Source organism: Paenibacillus sp. 276b (assembly GCF_900107875.1).
GTDB lineage: Bacteria > Bacillota > Bacilli > Paenibacillales > Paenibacillaceae > Paenibacillus > Paenibacillus marchantiae.
On record NZ_FNRR01000009.1, the window covers coordinates 97,184 to 117,929 of the forward strand.

At 45.4% G+C, this 20,746-nt stretch carries 14 protein-coding genes; all 14 read left to right on the plus strand.

Features of this window, described 5'->3' with window-relative positions:
- Window positions 1-105 precede the first annotated feature (105 nt).
- The 14 genes from BLV50_RS28725 (at window position 106) to cyoD (ending at window position 20,616) form a co-directional block, all read left to right on the plus strand.
- Complete coding sequence (locus BLV50_RS28725) at window positions 106-1,896, plus strand: sensor histidine kinase (RefSeq protein ID WP_079697115.1); 1,791 nt, start codon at window positions 106-108, stop codon at window positions 1,894-1,896.
- Complete coding sequence (locus BLV50_RS28730; RefSeq protein ID WP_090811351.1) at window positions 1,889-3,493, plus strand: response regulator transcription factor; 1,605 nt, start codon at window positions 1,889-1,891, stop codon at window positions 3,491-3,493. The genes BLV50_RS28725 and BLV50_RS28730 overlap by 8 nt, the downstream gene beginning before the upstream one ends.
- 357 nt (window positions 3,494-3,850) lie before the next feature.
- The gene (locus BLV50_RS28735) at window positions 3,851-4,834 is read left to right on the plus strand and encodes an ABC transporter permease (protein ID WP_063566552.1); all 984 of its coding nucleotides are present in this window, start codon (window positions 3,851-3,853) and stop codon (window positions 4,832-4,834) included.
- Between the two features lie 15 nt (window positions 4,835-4,849).
- Complete coding sequence (locus tag BLV50_RS28740) at window positions 4,850-5,752, plus strand: carbohydrate ABC transporter permease (protein WP_063566553.1); 903 nt, start codon at window positions 4,850-4,852, stop codon at window positions 5,750-5,752.
- 186 nt (window positions 5,753-5,938) lie between these two features.
- On the plus strand, window positions 5,939-7,627 hold the full coding sequence (locus tag BLV50_RS28745; RefSeq protein ID WP_090811353.1) for an ABC transporter substrate-binding protein: 1,689 nt from the start codon (window positions 5,939-5,941) through the stop codon (window positions 7,625-7,627).
- 381 nt (window positions 7,628-8,008) lie between these two features.
- On the plus strand, window positions 8,009-9,712 hold the full coding sequence (locus BLV50_RS28750; RefSeq protein ID WP_090811356.1) for an ABC transporter substrate-binding protein: 1,704 nt from the start codon (window positions 8,009-8,011) through the stop codon (window positions 9,710-9,712).
- 330 nt (window positions 9,713-10,042) lie between these two features.
- Window positions 10,043-11,728, plus strand: a complete 1,686-nt coding sequence (locus tag BLV50_RS28755) for an ABC transporter substrate-binding protein (RefSeq protein ID WP_063566630.1) — start codon at window positions 10,043-10,045, stop codon at window positions 11,726-11,728.
- 266 nt (window positions 11,729-11,994) lie between these two features.
- Entirely contained in the window at window positions 11,995-14,376 is a 2,382-nt protein-coding gene (locus BLV50_RS28760; RefSeq protein ID WP_090811358.1) for a glycoside hydrolase family 95 protein, read from the plus strand.
- 16 nt (window positions 14,377-14,392) lie between these two features.
- Window positions 14,393-15,739, plus strand: coding sequence for a GH1 family beta-glucosidase (locus tag BLV50_RS28765; RefSeq protein WP_090811360.1), 1,347 nt, complete (start codon window positions 14,393-14,395; stop codon window positions 15,737-15,739).
- 399 nt (window positions 15,740-16,138) lie between these two features.
- Window positions 16,139-16,402, plus strand: coding sequence for a hypothetical protein (locus tag BLV50_RS28770; protein ID WP_024631414.1), 264 nt, complete (start codon window positions 16,139-16,141; stop codon window positions 16,400-16,402).
- 317 nt (window positions 16,403-16,719) lie between these two features.
- A complete protein-coding gene (gene cyoA, locus BLV50_RS28775) occupies window positions 16,720-17,673 on the plus strand; it encodes a ubiquinol oxidase subunit II (RefSeq protein WP_063566558.1) in 954 nt (317 codons plus the stop codon).
- 21 nt (window positions 17,674-17,694) lie between these two features.
- On the plus strand, window positions 17,695-19,665 hold the full coding sequence (locus tag BLV50_RS28780) for a cbb3-type cytochrome c oxidase subunit I (RefSeq protein WP_063566559.1): 1,971 nt from the start codon (window positions 17,695-17,697) through the stop codon (window positions 19,663-19,665).
- Window positions 19,666-20,286 carry a cytochrome o ubiquinol oxidase subunit III gene (gene cyoC / locus BLV50_RS28785; protein WP_063566560.1) on the plus strand — a complete coding sequence of 207 codons (621 nt, stop codon included), beginning with the start codon at window positions 19,666-19,668 and terminating at the stop codon, window positions 20,284-20,286.
- Window positions 20,287-20,616 carry a cytochrome o ubiquinol oxidase subunit IV gene (gene cyoD, locus BLV50_RS28790; RefSeq protein ID WP_063566561.1) on the plus strand — a complete coding sequence of 110 codons (330 nt, stop codon included), beginning with the start codon at window positions 20,287-20,289 and terminating at the stop codon, window positions 20,614-20,616.
- Window positions 20,617-20,746 lie beyond the last annotated feature (130 nt).

Consider the following 20,746-nt stretch of genomic DNA (forward strand, 5'->3'; position numbering starts at 1 on the left):
TCTTGTAGGGCTTTTGCTGTTATGTGGTATGATGAATTGGAAGGGCAGGCGTAATATGTACTGACCTTTATATGTAAGCGCTTATAAGCGACGGAAGGTGCAGATATGTTTAAAAGGCTCATACGAACATCCAACAATCTTAAATTAAAGCATAAATTGCTCATATCCTATGTACTTGTCGTCATGATTCCGGTACTGATTATTGGCCTGGCTGTAACCGGATACTTTCGGAAGCAGGCGCTGGATAATGCCATTGGACAGACGATTAACAACGTGGACAAAGTCAAAAGTCAGACCACCACATTGCTGCGTGTGCCTACGGATATTTCCAACATTCTGATGTTCAATAATGATTTGAAAGAAATTGTGAACAAACAATACCAAAGTGTTGTGGAGCTGACCTCGGCTTACCTCGCATACAAAGATTTTCAGGAATACAAGCGTCTGTACCGCGAGGTTGCGGGCATCCGGTTTTACTCCACCAATCCGACGCTGATCAACAATCTGGAGTTCATTCCTGTGGACAAGCAGACCGAGGAGAGCTACTGGTACCAGAAGGCACTGAAAACGACGAGCATCGGCTGGTTTTATATTCCTGACAAGGGAGATAATCCGGTGCACAAGCTAAGTCTGGTGCGCAAAGTGCCTTTTGCCGAATATCGGACCGAGGGTGTGCTGATGATTGTAATCAATCAGGATGAGCTGAATGGATTATTACGTCAGGAACCGTTCGAGACGTTGATTACGGACGAACAGGGTTATGTGGTTGCGGCCAAAAATACCGAACTAGTGGGCAAGACGCTGGACGAGCTTGATTTTGGTGTAGATCTACAAAATCAGACCAAAGGCACAATTGAAGCAGATTTTCGGGGGGAGCCATCCAATATTGTAATTGATGAGCTGCGCCCTGGATCGAGCATGAACAGCCTGAAGATCATTTCCGTTTTTGCCACCAAAAATATTGTCAAAGACGCGAATACCATTAGCATGATCGGTATGCTCTTCATTACGCTTGTGCTGGTCATTGCATTGTTGCTTGTATATATCATTTCATTTCTCACGTCAAACCGATTGTTACGCCTTAGCAAACATTTGAATAAGCTCGCACTGGGTGATCTGAACGTCACCTCCCGCATTGATGGGAATGATGAGATTGGGCAACTGTCGAGGCAGTTCAATTACATGGTGAAGAGCATTAATGAACTGATGACTCAGGTAGTGGAGGCAACGGAACAGAACAATCAATTGGAAATCGCACAGAAAGAGATTAAACTGAAAATGATGGCCAGCCAGATCAATCCTCATTTTTTGTTTAATGCACTGGAGTCGATCCGCATGAAAGCCCATATCAAAGGCGAGGCGGAGATTGCCAATATTGTCAGGCTGCTAGGCAAACTGATGCGCAAGAGTCTTGAGATTGGCAGCGGCAAAACGACGTTCAGAGCCGAACTGGAGATGGTACGTTCTTATCTGGAAATTCAGAAATTCCGTTACGGCGATCGGCTTGCTTTCCAGATCCATATCGATCCGGAGGTGGAGAAGATGTACATTCCTCCTTTGATCATTCAGCCTCTGGTTGAGAATGCGATTGTGCATGGTTTGGAAAATAAAGAGGGCACGGTCCGTGTGAATATAAATATTCGTTTGGTGGAGGATGTCGTTCAGGTGCGTGTCGATGATGATGGGGCAGGCATTACGCCGGAGCGTCTGGCTGAAGTGATGCAGTTCATCTGTGGACCGGAAGAACAGGAGAAGAGCCGGATTGGCATGCGTAACGTACATCAACGTTTAACGTTGACTTACGGCGAGCCATACGGATTACAGATTAAGAGTGTGTACGGGGAAGGAACAGAGGTTTCTTTCACCTTGCCAGTAGGAGGAGACCAGCATGTATAAAGTGTTATTGGTAGATGATGAACCGAGCATACGTGAAGGACTGACAACGATCATTGATTGGGAAAAATACGGCTTTCAGGTGATTGGTACAGCTGCCAGCGGGCGTGAGGCCATCACCCGCTTCGAAGAGCTGGAACCGGACCTGACGATCATCGATATTCGCATGCCCGGCATGACCGGGCTGGATGTGATTGAAGAAGTGCGGCAGCACCATCCGGAGTCGCACTTTTTGATCCTGAGTGGGTACGCGGATTTTGATTATGCCAAGAAAGCCATCAGTTTTGGCGTGGATGGGTATCTGCTCAAACCGGTGGATGAAGAGGAGATTATCAGTGAGCTGGAGCGGATCTCTGTGATGCTGACAAGGGAGCGTCTGACACTGGCCCGCCATGCTGGTGAGGATACAGCCTACCGGGAGCACCAAATTGAAGCATTGCTTTTCGATAGCCTGGAAGGTACAGAAACGATGGAAGCAAATGCTCTAGGATTGAATTGGTCGCAGTATCAGGTTGTGCTGCTGGAGATGCATGCCGAACCTGATTTACAGCGTGGTAGTGTAGTGAAACGCAGACTGGCGGAAGCTTTTGACCAGAAAGATCAGGGCATTGTGTTTTCGTTCCATTCCGGACTGGGACTGTTATGTAAAGAGCCTATTTTGACTGTCCAATCTGCCCAGAGTTTATATGATGAGTTGGAAGGGCTGCTGGGAGAGTGGAATATTCACATGTACGCGGCAGCAGGTCAACCTGTAAACTCCACAGCAGACATCGCACATTCCTATAATCAGGCCAACGGCGTATTGGGCGGACGTTTCCTGTTCGCGGAACAACGTATTATGTTATGGAACGAAGGCGAGAAGAGCAAAAGTGCTTCTGGGCCGGTTATTGCGCTGGATGAAGTTAGTGGTGAACCGGATGAAGCAGAATTGGCGGACAAGCTGTATTATGCGCTCGACATTCGGAGTAGCGAGTCCGTGATGCGTGTGCTGACCGAAATCGAGGAACGTCTGATCCCCCATCATCAGACAGAACAGGCGATTAAGACGGCGTTCTCCCAAGTGTTTTCATTGGCTATTAACAAACTTGCGGCAACGAATCAGCATATGCAATCTATTATGCAGGAGCATTCCGTTCTAATTACGGAGGTCTACCATCAATTAACGTTACTGGATCTCAAAGTAATGGCTGCTCAACACCTGAACCGGCTTATTCAGCGCATGGGTGGAGGAAGCAAGGATACGGTACTGAAACAAATGATTGAATTTATCCGTCGTAATCCCGGCGAAAATCTCAAGCTGGAGGTACTCGCTGAGGTATTTAACTACAATAGCAGTTATTTGGGCAAGCTGTTCAAAAACCATACCGGGGAATATTTCAATGCATTTCTCGATAAGGTCCGAATGGAGAAGGCGAAGGAACTTCTCGATGAAGGCTTAAAGGTGCACCAGGTTGCCGCGAGGGTGGGGTATGCCAACGTGGATTACTTCCACGGCAAATTCAAGAAGTATGTAGGGGAATCGCCTTCCGCATACAAACATGCTAGAGAGCTTGCTAGATCACAGCCCAAAGATTCTTCAGGAGAGCCAGAACGGGAGTAGCCCATGTTTCAGAGGATGGTACTTCTGGAGTTTGGTATTTCTCCTGATTAGGTAAAAAACGTTTTCGAACTAATAGTCTATTTGAAGGACCCTGGAGGTCCTTTTTCTTTTTAGTTTTACATGAAGTAAACGATTTCTATAAAACGTTTTCGATCATTACCAATTTCAAATTAAATTCCCTTGTAATTTCAATAATTATTAATAGATAGCGTCATTATCACTAATTTTATAGATATAATATCGGATTTTATAAGGGGATATCTAATTTTCATATGATTTTCTCTAAAATCCAGATGGTATTTTGAAAACGCTCTATCAGGTATGATTATTTTATAAATCAGAGGAGGGGGAACGGAGATGGAAACGCTAACAGAAAAATCCGCTTCCGCGAAAAAAAGCAGTGACCCCAATCCGCCAACACAAAAACGGCGGAACAGAGTTTGGGACAGTATGAAACAGCAAAAGTATCTCTATCTCATGTCATTGCCATTCGTAGCTTGGGTTTTTGTATTTAACTATCTGCCACTATGGGGATGGACGATGGCTTTCCAAAACTATAAACCGGCCAGATCGTTCGGTGATCAACAGTGGGTTGGTTTTAAACACTTTGCAGAGCTATTCAGCGATGATCGCTTCTATCTGGTACTTCGAAATACGCTTGCAATGAGCTTGATGGGACTGGTTATCGGTTTTATCGTGCCGATTTTCTTTGCGATTCTCTTGAATGAGATGAAAGGCATGTTTTTCAAGCGCGCCGTGCAAACGGTATCATATCTGCCTCACTTTGTATCCTGGGTCGTAGTGGCAGGGATTATTACCAAGATGCTCTCCACCGATGGAGGGATTATCAATGACCTTTTGGTAAACCTAAACATTATCGATCAGCCGATCCAATTCATGGCTAAGGGGAACCTGTTCTGGTACATTGTAACCGCTTCAGATATGTGGAAGGAAACCGGCTGGAATGCGATCATCTATCTGGCGGCCATTACCGGTATTGACCAAGAACTTTACGAAGCTTCCCGTGTAGACGGAGCGAACCGCTGGAGACAAATGTGGCATATCACGTTGCCAGGCATTCGGACTACGATCTCTGTACTGTTCATCATGTCCATCGGGCATCTGATCAGTATCGGTTTCGAGAAGCAATTTTTGCTGCAAAACAGTCTAGTGCTAGACTACTCGGAAGTGCTTGATCTATACGCGCTCAACTATGGTTTGAATATGGGACGATTCTCGTATGGTACAGCCATAGGCATATTCAACTCCGTTGTCAGTATCATCCTTCTGTTTACAGCGAACGGATTGTTCAAAAAATTCACCAAAGAAAGCATCATGTAGGGAGGGGACGACATTATGGCGAACAAAGCATTCAATGCTACTCGGGGCGATAAGCTGTTCGATATATTCAACATCCTCGCGATGACCCTGGTGCTGATTGTAACACTGTATCCATTCCTGAACGTACTGGCTATCTCACTCAATAACTCGACAGATACCGTACGTGGTGGAATTTACTTGTGGCCACGTGATTTCACATTGCAAAACTACAAAACGATTTTCCAATACGATGGATTGCTGCAAGGTTTGCAGGTATCCATTCTACGTACAATTGTAGGTACCGTACTCGGTTTGATCAGTTCCTCAATGATCGCATTTACACTGAGTCGTCCTGACTTTAAGTTGAGAAAGTTTGTTTCTACTGCACTTGCACTCACGATGTATTTCTCCGGTGGTCTGATTCCGGTGTACATCCTGATGCGTGACCTGAACCTGATCGGTACATTCTGGGTATATGTATTGCCAGGTATGATCAGTGCGTTTAACGTGTTCATTATCCGTTCCTTCATTGATGGTCTGCCGTATGCATTGCAGGAATCAGCCAAGTTGGATGGTGCGAATGATTTTAAGATCTATTACAAAATCATTTTGCCGCTCTGTAAACCGGTACTTGCAACCATCGCGTTGTTCCTGGCTGTAGGCCAGTGGAATGCTTGGTTCGATACGTACCTGTATAATGGTTCGAAGGCGCATCTGACCACGCTCCAGTACGAGCTGATGAAAGTACTGCAAAGTACACAGCAAGGCTCGGGAGCCGGACGTAACGCCAATGACATGGCACAGCAAATGACACAGATTTCACCGGAATCCATCAAAATGGCGATCACGATCGTTGTTACGGTTCCAATCCTGATTGTGTATCCATTCCTGCAAAAGTATTTTGTTGGTGGTATGACATTGGGTGCAGTAAAAGCTTAAGCAAGTTTGTACAGGCCGCCACATAGATAGAGTGGCCGTATAATAAAAGAAGCATCAGAATGCCCGAAGCGCAGCCATTTGGCCTGCGCTTCACCGTATAGGGCTGCGGAGTGGCATTCATGAAGCTATAGACAGGGACAAAAAAGTCCCGGATAGACAGACATATGAAACGGGAGGATTACCATTATGGCAAGAAACAAAATGAAGATTGCACTGGCTCCAGTGCTTGCGATGTCTTTGCTCGCAGGTTGCGGTGGAGGAAACAGCGGCGAAACGTCGTTTAAGGACACTAGCGGTGATACGTCTCCGATTACTTTTGACTTTTTTAGCGTCGATCCCAGTCCGAACTGGAACGGTATGAAGGATGAAGTGGGGAAGGTCCTTACAGAGAAAACAGGAGTAACCCTTAACGGTGAGTTTGCCGTCAGTGGTGGTCAGGATAAAGTATCCTTAATGGCAGCAAGCGGAGACTATCCGGATATCGTTTCACCCAAAGGAGAGCTAAGCAAGCTCGTGGATGCTGGGGCAATGGTCGATCTGACTGATCTGATCGAGCAATATGCTCCCAATCTGAAGAAGCTGTATGGTAATTACATGGACCGGCTGAAATATAGCAACGAAGATCAAGGAATTTATGTACTGCCTACGTATTATGCGGTAGACCAGAAGTATTTTGATGCAGGCGGCGGATTTGGGATTCAGCAGCGTGTATTGAAAGAGCTGGGATACCCTGAAGTGCGTACACTGCAGGATTATGAAAATGTATTGAAGGCATATAAGGAGAAACATCCAACGATTGACGGTCAACCAACGATTCCGTTATCCCTGGACGCAGATGACTGGAGAATCATGATTACGGTAACGAATCCGGCCTTCCAGGCAACAGGTGCTCCGGATGACGGCGAGTACTATATTGATCCTGAGACATATGAGGCAAGTCTGCATTACAAACGTCCGGAAGAGAAAGAGTATTTCCGTTGGTTGAACCATATGTACGAAGAAGGACTGCTTGATCAGGACAGCTTCGTACAGAAAACAGATCAATACAAATCCAAAATTGCAAGTGGACGTGTTCTGGGCGTCATAGACCAGGATTGGGGTTATTCCGATGCGGAAAACGCATTGAAAGCAGCGGGCAAAGATGAAGCGACCTATTCACACTTCCCGGTAACTCTGTCTAAAGATATCAAGGATCATTCCTTCCAGGACCCTGGTTTTGTATCTGGATGGGGTGTAGGGATTACAACATCGAATCCGGACCCGGTTCGTACAATTAAATTCTTTGATTACCTAGCTTCTGAGGAAGGCCAAGTGTTGATGAACTGGGGTATTGAAGGTGAGCAGTACGAAGTGAAAGATGGCAAACGTGTGATTCCGGCCGATATTCAGGACCAAAAAACGAATAATGCTGCCGTATTCCAGAAAGAAACAGGTATTGGCCTCTATACCAATATGTCTGGTCACTATGGAGATGGTGTCAAGGATTCAACGGATAACTATTACACAACGAATTTCCCTGAACAGATTGTAGCGGCGTATTCCGATGCAGAGAAAGAGACACTCAAAGCATACGGCGCAACAACGTGGAAAGATCTATTCCCAAGTGAAGATGAGTTCCCGGTTAAACCATGGGGAGCAGCGTACAATATGCCAACTCCAGGTGACTCGGATTACAACGTTATTTTCCAAAAAACACAGGATATTATCCGTAAACGGATCCCTGAAGCGATCCTCAGTTCCCCTGAACAATTCGATGCCATTTATGATGGGATGATTGCCGAGCTGAATAAAGCCGGAGCAGAGGACATGGAAAAACAATACACTGAGCTGGTACAAAGCCGTGTTCAATTGTGGAGCGGTGAAGAGAGCAAGTAATTCGTTTCAGCAGAATAGTTTTTTCGAAAAAAGGGCCCAGGAAACTGGGTTCTTTTTTATACCTAAAACGTTTTCCGAAAAACGTTTTCAATTTTGTGAATTCACTATTGACAAGGACTTTTAGAGGGATTATTATTCAAATATGAAAGCACTTTCATTAGTGATTTATCAAGGCATGTACATGAATCTCTTCAGTCAAAAGGAGTACGGATTAGTTCCTCAAATTACTGGATAGAGCGAGTGTTTTTCACTTCATTTTAGAAAACGCTTTTTATGTTATAAAATCAAACGTTTTACAATGAGAATCACCCAATTACGGTATGTGCAGGTCAGCCTGTTCTACAATAGATAGCTTCATTTTATCCATAAGGGGGATTACACATGAAGGGCAAAACACCAAAAACATTCGCAATGCTTCTGTTAGCCAGCGCTCTTGCCATTACAGCAGGATGCAGTGGTAGCGGAGGAGGAACTACGGCTTCAGAAACACCAACGGACACAGGGGATACGACCAGTCCAATCACCTTCACGTTCTTTGGTGCTGACGCAAGTCCAAACTGGAACAACATGAAGGACGCAGTCGGCCAAGAAATTACGAAACAAACAGGTGTTACAATTGAAGCTGAGTATGATGTGAATAATGGTGGCGACCAAAAGATACCTTTGATGGCTGCCAGCGGTGAATACCCTGATATTATCTATCCTAAAGGCAACTTGTCTAAACTTGTGGATGCAGACGCGATGCTTGACCTGACAGATCTGATTGACAAATATGCACCTAACCTGAAGAAAATCTATGGGGACCAGATGAACCGTCTGAAATACAGTTTGGAAGATCAGTCCATTTACACGATCCCAACGAACATGGGTGTAGATAATGTTGCGTTTGATGCTACAGGCGGATTCGAGATTCAGCAAAAGGTATTGAAAGAACTCGGCTACCCAGAAGTGAAAACGCTTGAGGATTACGAGAAAGTTCTGAAAGAATATTATGCAAAACATCCAACACTTGACGGACAGCCAACCATTCCGCTGACGCTGAATGCAGATGACTGGAAGATTATGATTACGGTAACGAATCCAGCCTTCCAGGCAACAGGTGGACCGGATGACGGTGAATATTATATTAACCCTGAAACATATGAAGCGGTGTTGCACTATAAACGTCCAGAGGAGAAAGAATACTTCCGCTGGTTGAACAAAATGTACAATGAAGGCATTCTCGACAAAGATACATTTGTGCAGAAGGACGATCAATACAAATCCAAAATCGCAAGCGGTCGGGTACTGGGGCTGATTGACCAGGAATGGAACTATGGTGAAGCTGAGAATGCTTTGAAATCAGTTGAAAATGGCGAGAATACCTACGCTCACTTCTCTGTATCCCTCAACAAGGATATTGTGGATCATACGTTCCAACCAACCGGATTCGATGGATATGGCATCGGAATTTCCAAAACTGCAAAAGACCCTGTACGTATTATCAAATTCATGGATTGGCTCGCTTCGGATGAAGGCCAGGTGCTGAGAAACTGGGGGATTGAAGGCGAACAATACAAAGTGGAAAATGGCCAACGTATCATTCCTGAGGATGTACAGGACCGCAAGACCAATGACAACTCGGCGTTTACCAAAGAAACAGGAGTCGGTATGTATAACATCTTCAGCGCAAGATATGGCGATGGTGTCAAAGATTCCACAGGCAATTACTACACAACGAACTTCCCTGAGCAGATCCAAGCAGGTTATACTGCGGCAGAGAAGGAAACATTGAAAGCTTATGGCATTACAACGTGGAAAGATTTCTATCCTTCTGAAGACGACTTGAAGCTGAAAGATTGGGGCGCAGCATATAACATGCCTGTACCTTCGGATACGGATTATAACGTAACGTTCCAGAAAACGCAGGACATTATCCGTAAACGTATTCCTGAAGCCATCCTTGCCAAACCTGAGAAATTCGACCAAGTGTATGATGATCTCCTGGCTGAACTTGATAAAGCAGGGGCGGTAGACATGGAGAAACAATATACCGTTTGGATCAAGGAACGTGTATCTCTCTGGACAGGTAAAGACGTGAAATAATACTGAAAATAAGGTATGATAAACGATCATTTTCGAAGCAAAATGGGTCCCTTAAAAGGGGCCTTTTTTGTTGTTGACGAAAGGGGGAGGATAGCATATAATCGTTAATGTAAGCACTTTCAGTAAGCGTTTTAAATTATTTTTCGAAAACGTTTTATGTAAGTTGATAAGAGAGTTTTCATTGGTTTAGATTTTGATAAAAAGAGTGCAAATTTAATTTTTAGTAAGCGCATACAGAAATGCGTCTTATAACGGTATCCTCAGGCTTAAAGCCTGTTATACAGATAAAACCTTCATAAATAATAGGGGGACTAGACAATGAGAGGCAAAATGAAAGGCAATACACCCAAGACGTTTGCAATGTTGATGCTCGCAAGTGCAATGCTGGTTACAGCTGGCTGCGGAAATTCGGGAAGTAAAGAAGCCTCAGAGTCCAGTGGAACCGAACCGGTTACTTTCACATTCTTTGGTGCGGATGCGAGTCCAACCTGGAACAAGATGCAGGATGCAGTCGGTAAAGAGATTACCAAGCAAACAGGCGTTACGATTGAAGCTGAGTATGATGTAAACAATGGTGGAGACCAGAAAATTGCACTTATGGCGGCTAGCGGTGAGTACCCTGATATTGTTTTTCCAAAAGGTAACTTGTCTAAACTAGTAGATGCAGGGGCAATGCTTGACCTGACGGATCTGATTGAGGAGCATGCTCCAAACCTGAAAAAAATATATGGGGACCAGATGAACCGGCTGAAATACAGTTCGGAAGATCAGGCCATTTATACAATCCCAACGAATATGGGTGTTGATAATGTTGCGTTTGACGCAACAGGCGGATTTGAAATTCAGCAAAAAGTACTTAAAGAGCTCGGATACCCTGAAGTGAAAACACTTGAGGATTACGAGAATGTATTGAAAGAATATGTGAAAAAACACCCAACGATTGACGGTCAGCCGACCATTCCATTGACGCTGAATGCAGATGATTGGAAGATTATGATTACAGTAACGAACCCGGCCTTCCAAGCAACTGGAGCACCCGATGATGGAGAATATTATATCAACCCTGAAACATATGAAGCGATGTTGCACTACAAACGTCCAGAGGAGAAAGAATACTTCCGCTGGTTGAACAAAATGTACAATGAAGGACTGCTGGACAAAGATACATTTGTCCAAAAAGATGACCAATATAAATCCAAAATCGCAAGTGGTCGCGTACTCGGTCTGATTGACCAGGAGTGGAATTATCAAGAAGCAGAAAATGCACTCAAATCAGCGGGCAAAGATGACAGCACATATGCTCACTTCTCTGTATCCCTGAACAAGGACATTGTGGACCATACATTCCAGCCAACCGGATTTGACGGATATGGCATCGGGATTACAACTTCTGCCAAAGATCCGGTTCGTATTATCAAATTCATGGACTGGCTCGCTTCGGACGAAGGTCAAGTTTTGAGAAACTGGGGCATTGAAGGTCAACACTACAATGTAGAGGATGGTCAACGGGTGATTCCTCAAGATATTCAGGATCGTAAAACCAATGACAACTCCAACTTCACCAAAGAAACAGGAATCGGTATGTATAGCGTGTTTAGTGCGAGATACGGTGATGGCGTGAAAGATTCCACGGATAACTTTTACACAACGAACTTCCCAGAGCAGATCCAGGCTGGTTATACTGCCGCAGAGAAAGAAACGTTGAAAGCATATGGCATTACAACATGGAAAGAATTCTATCCTTCTGAAGATGATTTGCAACTGAAAGACTGGGGCGCAGCATACAACATGCCTGTACCATCAGGTACAGATTATGAGGTAACGTTCCGAAAAACACAGGATATCGTGCGCAAACGTATTCCTGAAGCTGTTCTGACTACAGCTGCGAACTTTGATAAAGTATACGATGATTTCCTCGCCGAGTTGGACAAAGCCGGCGCAGTTGAAATGGAGAAACAGTACACTGTTTGGGTTAAGGATCGTGTTTCCCTGTGGACAGGTAAAGACGTTAAATAACTTATGTTTTAATTGAATAGGCAGATATACAAAAAAGGCCCTGAGCAAGGGTCTTTTTTTGCTGTCCATGTGATGTTTAACATTGACGCAAATTTCGAAATCAAATATAATTTTCTTACTGTAAGCACTTTCAGATAAACGACAATTTAGCCTTGTAGGTAAGCGGATTTCAATCAAGTAAAACAGTATTTATATTGGTTATTTAGCTATACCGAAAACGTTTTAGTAATGAATGAAAAATAGTTGATTAGGAACAGGAGTTATCTATGACCCCATTTAATGAGAGAACAAAAGAAAATCGTCTGTGGTATCGTCAGCCTGCTACTCGCTGGGAAGAGGCGTTGCCTATCGGTAATGGTCGCCTTGGCGGTATGGTATACGGCGGAGCATCGGGTGAACAAATCCAGCTAAATGAAGATACATTGTGGTCCGGATTTCCACGCGACACCATTCAGTACAGCAGTCAGCGGTATCTGAAACAGACCCGTGAACTGATTATGTCCGGGCAATATAGCGAAGCTGAACAATTGCTGAACCGCGAAATGCTGGGACGTGATGTGGAAGCTTATCAGCCGATGGGCCACTTTAAGTTGCAGCACGATGAACTGGATGGGATCCCGTACGATGAATTTGAGCGGGAGCTTGATCTCCATAGCGGCATTGCAACGACGAAGTATTCATATCAAGGCACTCGTTATGTACGTGAAGTTTACGCCAGTGCAACAGATGATCTCATGATCTGTACCATCACTGCTGATCGTATGGGATCTGTAAACGTAAGCGTTACGTTGGACAGTCCACATCCTTATAATGTTCAGACTTCGGACGATGCACTTACACTGTTGAGTCGCTGTCCGAGTCATGTTGAATCGAATTATTTCAGGGATCATCCGGAGTCTGTCATCTACGAAGAAGATCGTGGAACGGCTTATGCTATGCGACTGGCCGCGACTGCGACGGGCAAGAATGCCGAAGTAACGGTTATGGACGGAAGACTTCATATTCAGGGAGCTGACCAGGTTATTTTTTATCTGACAGCGGCGACCGCCTTTGAAGGCTATGATGTGATGCCTGTTAAAGATGGTGTGCTTCTGGATCAGGAGTGCAGGGAAGTAATCACAAAAGCGATGGCTCATGGCATGAAGGCTCTTCGGGAGCGACATGTCCTGGATCATGGGACTTTATTTTCAAGAGTATCTATTGATCTCGGCGCTTCAGCCAATGAAGAATTGCCTACAGATGAGCGACTGCAAGCGTACCAGGCTGGAGCCAATGATCCTGGCCTGGAGGCACTCTATTTTCAATATGGTAGATATTTGTTAATGGGTAGTTCACGTGAAGGTAGCCAGCCAGCCAATCTGCAGGGAATCTGGAATCATCAGGTGGAGCCGCCCTGGCACAGTGATTACACGATTAATATCAATACCGAGATGAATTACTGGCCGGCAGAAGTATGCAACCTGAGTGAATGCCATGAGCCGCTGTTTGGCTTGTTGGAGGATCTAAGCGATACCGGGAGAAGAACGGCACGTATTTTGTACGGAGCACGTGGCTGGACAGCCCATCATAATGTAGATATTTGGAGGACATCCACGCCTACAGGCGGAGACGCAAGTTGGGCGTTCTGGCCAATGGGCGGCGTGTGGCTGACCTCACATCTATGGGAGCATTATCTGTTTACCCGTGATCAACAATTTCTCGCGGAACGCGCGTATCCAATCATGAAGGAAGCGGCACTCTTCTGTCTGGACTGGTTGGTGGAGGGACCAGACGGATATCTGGTTACGGCTCCATCGACCTCTCCGGAGAACAAGTTCCTGACTGAGGAAGGAGAGGCTCGCAGCATCTCCATGGCTTCGACGATGGATATGACATTGATTCGTGAGTTGTTCGATCGGTGCATTGAAGCAACGAAGCAGCTGGATGTGGATCAGCAGCTGGCGAAGGAGTGGAGCGAAGCACGCAGCAAGCTCTATCCATTCAAGATCGGAAGCGAGGGGCAGCTGCAGGAATGGTTTAAGGATTTTGCCGAATCCGAACCAGGGCATCGTCACGTCTCCCATCTGTATGGTTTGTACCCAGGGGAGCAGATCAACCGACTGGATACGCCGGAACTGGTGGAAGCAGCACGAGTGTCACTTGAACGTCGCATCTCACAAGGTGGCGGGCATACAGGTTGGAGCTGTGCCTGGTTGATCAATCTGTATGCGAGGCTGCTGGATAGCAAGCTGGCACATCAGTTTGTCCGTACGCTGCTGGCTCGATCCACGCATCCTAATCTGTTCGATGATCATCCGCCGTTCCAGATCGATGGCAACTTTGGTGGCACTGCCGGTATTGCGGAGATGCTGTTGCAAAGCCATTTAGGCGAATTACATCTGCTGCCAGCGCTGCCTGAGTACTGGGCCAGTGGCAGTGTGAAAGGGCTTCGGGCACGAGGTGCATACACGGTGGCAATCGCGTGGGCAGATGGCAGACTCTCAAGCGCCGAAATTAAGGCTGATCACGCTGGTTCGATAACCATTCGGAGTGCATACCCACTGCGTGTGGAAGGAAACGATCAGCCTAAGGCGCAGTTAACACCTCAGGGTGATTATGTAGTGATTTTAACCATGACCGCAGGACAGACGATCCGCGTGTCATCATGAGACGGAGGAGTAGACGATGACGATTTTTAAATTTCCACAAGATTTCCGCTGGGGAACAGCAACAGCTTCCTATCAAATAGAAGGTGCAGCGCAGGAAGGCGGACGCGGGGTATCCATCTGGGATACGTTTGCCCGTACACCCGGCAAAGTATTCAATGGAGATAATGGTGATGTCGCATGTGACAGTTACCACCGCTATGAGGAAGACATCGAGCTGATGAAAAAGCTTGGGATCAACACCTACCGGTTCTCGATCGCCTGGCCGCGTATTATTCCTGATGGAGATGGCGAGATCAATCGGGAAGGATTGGACTTCTATCATCGATTCGTAGATAAGTTGCTTGAAGCGGGAATCGAACCTTTCTGTACGCTGTATCATTGGGACCTGCCTCAGACGCTGGAGGATATCGGAGGTTGGGGCAATCGTAGGACGGTGGATGCATTTGTAAAATATGCTGAGGTCATCTTTAAGGAGTTTACCGGTAAAATTAATTTCTGGCTGACTTTCAATGAACCATGGTGTATTGCTTTTCTGTCCAACTTGCTCGGCATTCATGCACCAGGAAATAAGGACCTGCAAACATCCATTAATGTTGCTCACGGACTGCTGGTTGCTCACGGTAAAGCCGTTCAGTCGTTCCGTCGCTTGGGTACAACAGGACAGATTGGTATTGCACCCAATGTATGCTGGGCTGAGCCTTACAGCAAATCTCCAGAAGATCAGGCAGCCTGCGACCGTTCCATTGCACTGAATACCGATTGGTTCCTAGACCCGATCTACAAAGGATCGTATCCACAATTTATGGTGGACTGGTTCGCTGAAGCTGGAGCTACCGTACCAATTCAGGAAGGTGATATGGAAATCATCTCGCAACCCATTGATCTGTTGGGCATTAACTATTACACCATGGGAATCAATCGTTTCAATCCAGAGGCGGGTGCATTGCAATCCGAAGAGGTCGATATGGGACTTACTAAGACAGATATTGGCTGGCCTGTGGAATCACGCGGACTGTATGAGTTCATGCATTACTTGCAAAAATACGGAAATGTGGATGTCTACATCACAGAAAATGGTGCATGCATCAATGATGATTTGGAAAATGGCAAAATCAATGATGATCGCCGGATTGCATACTATGAGCAGCATTTGGCCCAAATTCATCGGATTATCAACGACGGAATCAACCTGAAAGGCTACATGGCTTGGTCTTTGATGGATAACTTTGAGTGGGCGGAAGGATACCGTATGCGCTTTGGTCTTGTGCATGTGGATTACCGTTCATTGGTCAGAACACCTAAAGAAAGCTATTACTGGTATCAAAATGTGATCAAAAATAATTGGTTGGAGACACGAATTTAAGCTTTAATTTCAATAATTCCAGGAAGAAGTGCTCAGAACCTGACATAACTAAGTAATTACGTTATTTCAATTGTTAAATGCAGGGACATACGTGTTTAATCAGAAAAAAGACGTTGATTCGATTATCCGAATCAACGTCTTTTTTATTGTTTTATTTTCAGCCAGGACTCACATGTTCATGAAGGTTTCATAAGGTCTAAGCTGTTTCATGTTATGAGGAGAGCGTTTTTGGGTTATAAGAAGTAAGAAGAAGTGATCTGCTCCTTGTCAACAGTTAAAATACAAATAAAGTGTCCAAATTGCGAAATAAATTTGAACATTTGTTGACTAAAAATCATACTGATGTGGTATATTGGTATAAGGAAAGCACTTACAAAAAGGGAAAAGGAAGTGTTTACTATGGCATCGAAGACAGCAATGGTAAGCCAATTGGAACGCAAAGATAAAAATATGCGGCGTGCAGTGCTAACGATGACAGTTCTGGCTTGGATTGCCCTCATTACGGGAGTAGTCATGTGCCTGATCAACCTGAATGATTTTAATGATCGTAACCTCGGATTAATGGTGGGTATCGGTTTCTTGGTTGGCAGTGTATTTATTTACGTTATTGCCAAATCGATTGGACTTGTTCATACACGCCGGGAAGACGAAGGCGCCGATTAAATAATCTTGCGTTAATTCGTTCATAATAAGACTGGATGAGCACCCGGAATCCCAGTCAATAAAGCCCTTTGCGGATTCGTTGATACTGTTCAACGGGACTGCAAAGGGTTTTATTTTGTGACTTGAAGTGTAAAGATTACAATGAGGAAATATCAAGTATGCAAGTGATTTGTGAGAAAAAATTCACACATTTAAGGTGTAAAATCGACAAATTTGTTAACATGAACAAAAAAGTTGCTCATTTCTGATATCTTTAGAAGGAAGAGAGTAGTATACTGTTTTTTCAGTATGAGCGAATTTAAGGAGAGGGGATCAAGATGAACAAGAAACCTAGGTCGCTAATTCGGATAATTATTCCGGTTGTCCTGACGTTGGTTACAATTGCATTGATTGTCTGGCCAATGCTGGCAGGCGGGCAGTACGTTGTTCTGGATCCGAAAGGGCCTGTTGGCGCTTCGCAGAGAGATTTGATTGTCATTTCGACAATTCTGTGTGCAGTCGTTATTGTGCCTGTATTGATTTTGTCTGCTGTAATTGTATGGCGTTACCGCGACAAACCGGACAATAAATCTGCTTATGAGCCTAACTGGTCTCATAGCACTAAAGCGGAGGCTATCTGGTGGACCGTTCCGATTATTATTATTGGGTTGCTGGCGGTTGTAACAATCCGCTACACCTATGATCTGGAACCTTCGAAGCCATTGGCTTCCGAGAAAGCACCGGTGACCATTCAAGTATCTTCACTGGACTGGAAATGGTTGTTTATGTATCCGGAGCAAGGTATTGCAACGGTCAACACGTTGAATATCCCGGCAGACCGGCCCGTAAAATTTGAGCTCACCGCGGATTCACCGATGAACTCGTTCTGGATTCCGCAGCTTGGTGGACAGATTTATACAATGTCGGGTATGGCGATGACCTTGTACTTGCAAGCTGATCATGAAGGTCAATATTGGGGTTCAGGTGCCAACTTTACCGGGGAACACTTCGCCCAAATGCGTTTTGACGTCAATGCTACATCGGAGGAAGACTTCGACAAATGGGTGACTGAAGTGAAACAACAATCCCAACCGCTGACGCAAGAAACGTATAAAACACTGGCGGAACCGGGAACAAGCAATGTAGCTTATTATTCTTCCTTCCCTGAAGGACTGTTCCAAGACATCGTGACCAAGTATGTTATTGACGGTCAAAGCGCTCACAGCAAGCACGGTGAAGCTTCAGGTGCCAAAGAGATTACTACGCAAGACGTGGACAAGAGTGCTAACTAAAGATTCGAAAGGAGGCCCCCAATGTTAGAGAGACTTAAGGAGTTTGCATCGGAGTTTTTCGTTACCGGTGATCCGCTGATTTATGGTGCGGACGTGGCGATCGGAATTACGATGATTACCATCGTAGCGGTGTTGACTTATTTCAAAAAATGGGGCTGGCTCTGGCGTAACTGGTTAACTACCGTCGATCACAAAAAGATCGGTATTATGTATATTATTGCTTCCATTATCATGCTTTTCCGTGGTGGTGTGGATGCACTGATGATGCGTCTTCAGCTAGCTATGCCTAACATGGATTTCTTACATCCTGAGCATTATAATCAGGTCTTTACGACTCATGGTACGATCATGATCTTGTTCATGGCGATGCCGTTTATGTTCGGTTTATTTAATGTTATTGTACCGCTTCAAATAGGGGCAAGGGACGTTGCGTTCCCATTCCTTAATGCACTAAGCTTCTGGTTATTCTTCTTGGGAGCAATGCTGTTCAACCTGTCCTTCGTTATCGGTGGTTCACCGGACGCAGGTTGGCTCAGTTATCCGCCTTTATCGGAGCTATCGCATAGCCCGGGGGTGGGACAAAACTTCTATATATGGGGTATTCAGATTTCGGGTATCGGTTCCCTGGCTACCGGTATCAACTTCCTGGTTACCATCATTAAAATGCGTGCGCCAGGCATGAAATGGATGAAAATGCCGATGTTTACATGGTCGGTATTCTCCACTTGTATTATCATTCTGTTTGCATTCCCAATCTTGACAGTGACACTTGCATTGCTCTTCCTCGACAGGTTTGCGGGGGCGCATTTCTTCACACTTGATCTGGGCGGTAATCCGATGATGTATATCAACTTGATCTGGATGTGGGGTCACCCTGAGGTATATATCGTTGTCTTGCCGGCATTCGGTGTGTTCTCCGAGATTGTAAGTACATTCTCGAAGAAAAAATTGTTTGGTTACAAATCAATGGTATTTGCGATGCTGATCATTAGCTTCCTGTCCTTCTTTACATGGGCGCATCACTTCTTCACGATGGGTTCGGGAGCAGACGTTAATGCATTCTTCGCCGTAACCACGATGTTGATAGCCATACCAACAGGGGTTAAGATCTTCAACTGGCTGTTTACCATGTTCCGGGGAAGGATACGCATGGATACCCCGATGCTATGGACACTTGCATTTATTCCATGCTTTATCGTCGGAGGTATGACGGGGGTTATGTTATCCGTTGCACCTGCTGACTTCCAGTTCCACAACAGTTACTTCCTGATTGCCCACTTCCACCAAGTATTGATCGGTGGTGTAGTATTCGGATACTTTGCAGGTCTGTACTACTGGTGGCCTAAAATGTTTGGATTCCAACTGCCAGAAAAACTGGGTAAATGGGCTTTCTGGACTTGGAATATCGGTTTCTATGTCTGCTTCATGCCGCAGTACGCTGTCGGTTTGATGGGTATGACACGTCGTCTGAGCACCTATGGCTGGGATACCGGCTGGTGGGAACTGAACTTTGTATCCACAATCGGGGCTTTCCTGATGGGTGTCGGATTCTTGTTCCAGGTAGCACAAATCGCAGACGGCATTCGGAAATACAAAACACTCAAAGCATCTGGCGACCCTTGGGGTGGTCGTACGCTCGAGTGGTCGATTCCTTCACCTGCTCCTGAATATAACTTCGCCATTACACCGCGCGGAGATGATATTGATGAGTGGTGGGAAGAGAAAGAACGTCGTGCCAAAGGCATCTATCCACCTGAACAGCCGCTTGAGCCGATTCATATGCCTAAAAATTCCGCGATTCCGTTCATCATGTCTATATGCTGGTTCGTTGCCGGTTTCGGCTTTGTATTCGGATGGCTGTGGATGGCGATTCTTGGACTCGCTGGCGTAGGGATTTGCATGATCGCTCGTTCATTCTCATACGATACGGATTATTATATTCCGGTTGACGAAATTAAGCGTACCGAAGCGTCGTTAAGGGGGTCGGTATAAATGGCTCAAGCAGCCGCGAAGCACGGTCATGACCATGCACATGATCATGACCATGGTCACCATGACCCGCAAGAATTGAAAATACTCGGATTCTGGTTCTTCCTGATTTCCGACGTTATCCTGTTCTCCGTGTTGTTCGCAACCTTTATTGTGTTGCGTGACAATTCGGCGGGCGGACCTGTATTGTCTGAACTGATCAAAATGCCTGGCGTTATTGCCGAGACATTTATCTTGCTCACAAGTTCATTCACAAGTGGACTTGCGGTTCTTGCCATGAATCAGGGCAAGGTGAAGCAATTGATCAGCTGGCTGGCAGTTACAGCTGTTCTGGGTGCGAGCTTTATCGCCCTGGAAGTAACGGAATTTATTGAGTTGATTCATGAAGGGTTCAGTTATACAACGAGTGCAGCTTCTGGTGCATTCTTCACCCTTGTGGGAACTCACGGACTTCACGTATCGCTCGGTCTGATCTGGATGATCGGATTGATGCTTCAACTGAAAAAACGTGGAATTACCGATGTTACTCGCGGTAAAATCAACGTAATCAGCTTGTACTGGCACTTCTTGGACGTCGTCTGGATTTTCCTCCTGTCGATCGTCTATCTGATGGGGGTGATGTAGATGGCAGAGCATAACTCACATGAATCCCATGGCCACGAACAGCATGGTTCACTCAAGTCCTATGTCATCGGCTTCATTCTGTCCGTTGTCCTGACCATTGTTCCTTTGGTAGTGGTTCTGAATGACATGATGGGCAGAACAGCAACACTGAGTGTCGTTCTGGTAACAGCAGCACTTCAGTTTGTGGTTCAACTCTTCTTCTTCATGCATATCCGTGAATCGGAGAAGCCGCGTTGGAATGTAATGGCTTTGATCTTTGGTCTGTTGATCATGATGACCATCGTTATTGGTTCCATCTGGATCATGTTGAACAATACAGTTGCACATTAAGTTTTATAGGTTCAGGGATCTCCCGACTTTATTTAAAAGTCGAGAGATCTTTTTTTTATCCTTTTTCCATCCTGAATGCGGGCAGAATAAGGGAAGGGACGCATGAGATACAAAAAGTCGAAAATATTGT

What these genes read in the sequence shown, in the direction of transcription:
- BLV50_RS28725 (WP_079697115.1), top strand. Translation starts at nt 106, where the DNA reads ATGTTTAAAAGGCTCATACGAACATCCAACAATCTTAAATTAAAGCAT.
- BLV50_RS28730 (WP_090811351.1), top strand. Translation starts at nt 1,889, where the DNA reads ATGTATAAAGTGTTATTGGTAGATGATGAACCGAGCATACGTGAAGGA.
- BLV50_RS28735 (WP_063566552.1), top strand. Translation starts at nt 3,851, where the DNA reads ATGGAAACGCTAACAGAAAAATCCGCTTCCGCGAAAAAAAGCAGTGAC.
- BLV50_RS28740 (WP_063566553.1), top strand. Translation starts at nt 4,850, where the DNA reads ATGGCGAACAAAGCATTCAATGCTACTCGGGGCGATAAGCTGTTCGAT.
- BLV50_RS28745 (WP_090811353.1), top strand. Translation starts at nt 5,939, where the DNA reads ATGGCAAGAAACAAAATGAAGATTGCACTGGCTCCAGTGCTTGCGATG.
- BLV50_RS28750 (WP_090811356.1), top strand. Translation starts at nt 8,009, where the DNA reads ATGAAGGGCAAAACACCAAAAACATTCGCAATGCTTCTGTTAGCCAGC.
- BLV50_RS28755 (WP_063566630.1), top strand. Translation starts at nt 10,043, where the DNA reads ATGAAAGGCAATACACCCAAGACGTTTGCAATGTTGATGCTCGCAAGT.
- BLV50_RS28760 (WP_090811358.1), top strand. Translation starts at nt 11,995, where the DNA reads ATGACCCCATTTAATGAGAGAACAAAAGAAAATCGTCTGTGGTATCGT.
- BLV50_RS28765 (WP_090811360.1), top strand. Translation starts at nt 14,393, where the DNA reads ATGACGATTTTTAAATTTCCACAAGATTTCCGCTGGGGAACAGCAACA.
- BLV50_RS28770 (WP_024631414.1), top strand. Translation starts at nt 16,139, where the DNA reads ATGGCATCGAAGACAGCAATGGTAAGCCAATTGGAACGCAAAGATAAA.
- cyoA (WP_063566558.1), top strand. Translation starts at nt 16,720, where the DNA reads ATGAACAAGAAACCTAGGTCGCTAATTCGGATAATTATTCCGGTTGTC.
- BLV50_RS28780 (WP_063566559.1), top strand. Translation starts at nt 17,695, where the DNA reads ATGTTAGAGAGACTTAAGGAGTTTGCATCGGAGTTTTTCGTTACCGGT.
- cyoC (WP_063566560.1), top strand. Translation starts at nt 19,666, where the DNA reads ATGGCTCAAGCAGCCGCGAAGCACGGTCATGACCATGCACATGATCAT.
- cyoD (WP_063566561.1), top strand. Translation starts at nt 20,287, where the DNA reads ATGGCAGAGCATAACTCACATGAATCCCATGGCCACGAACAGCATGGT.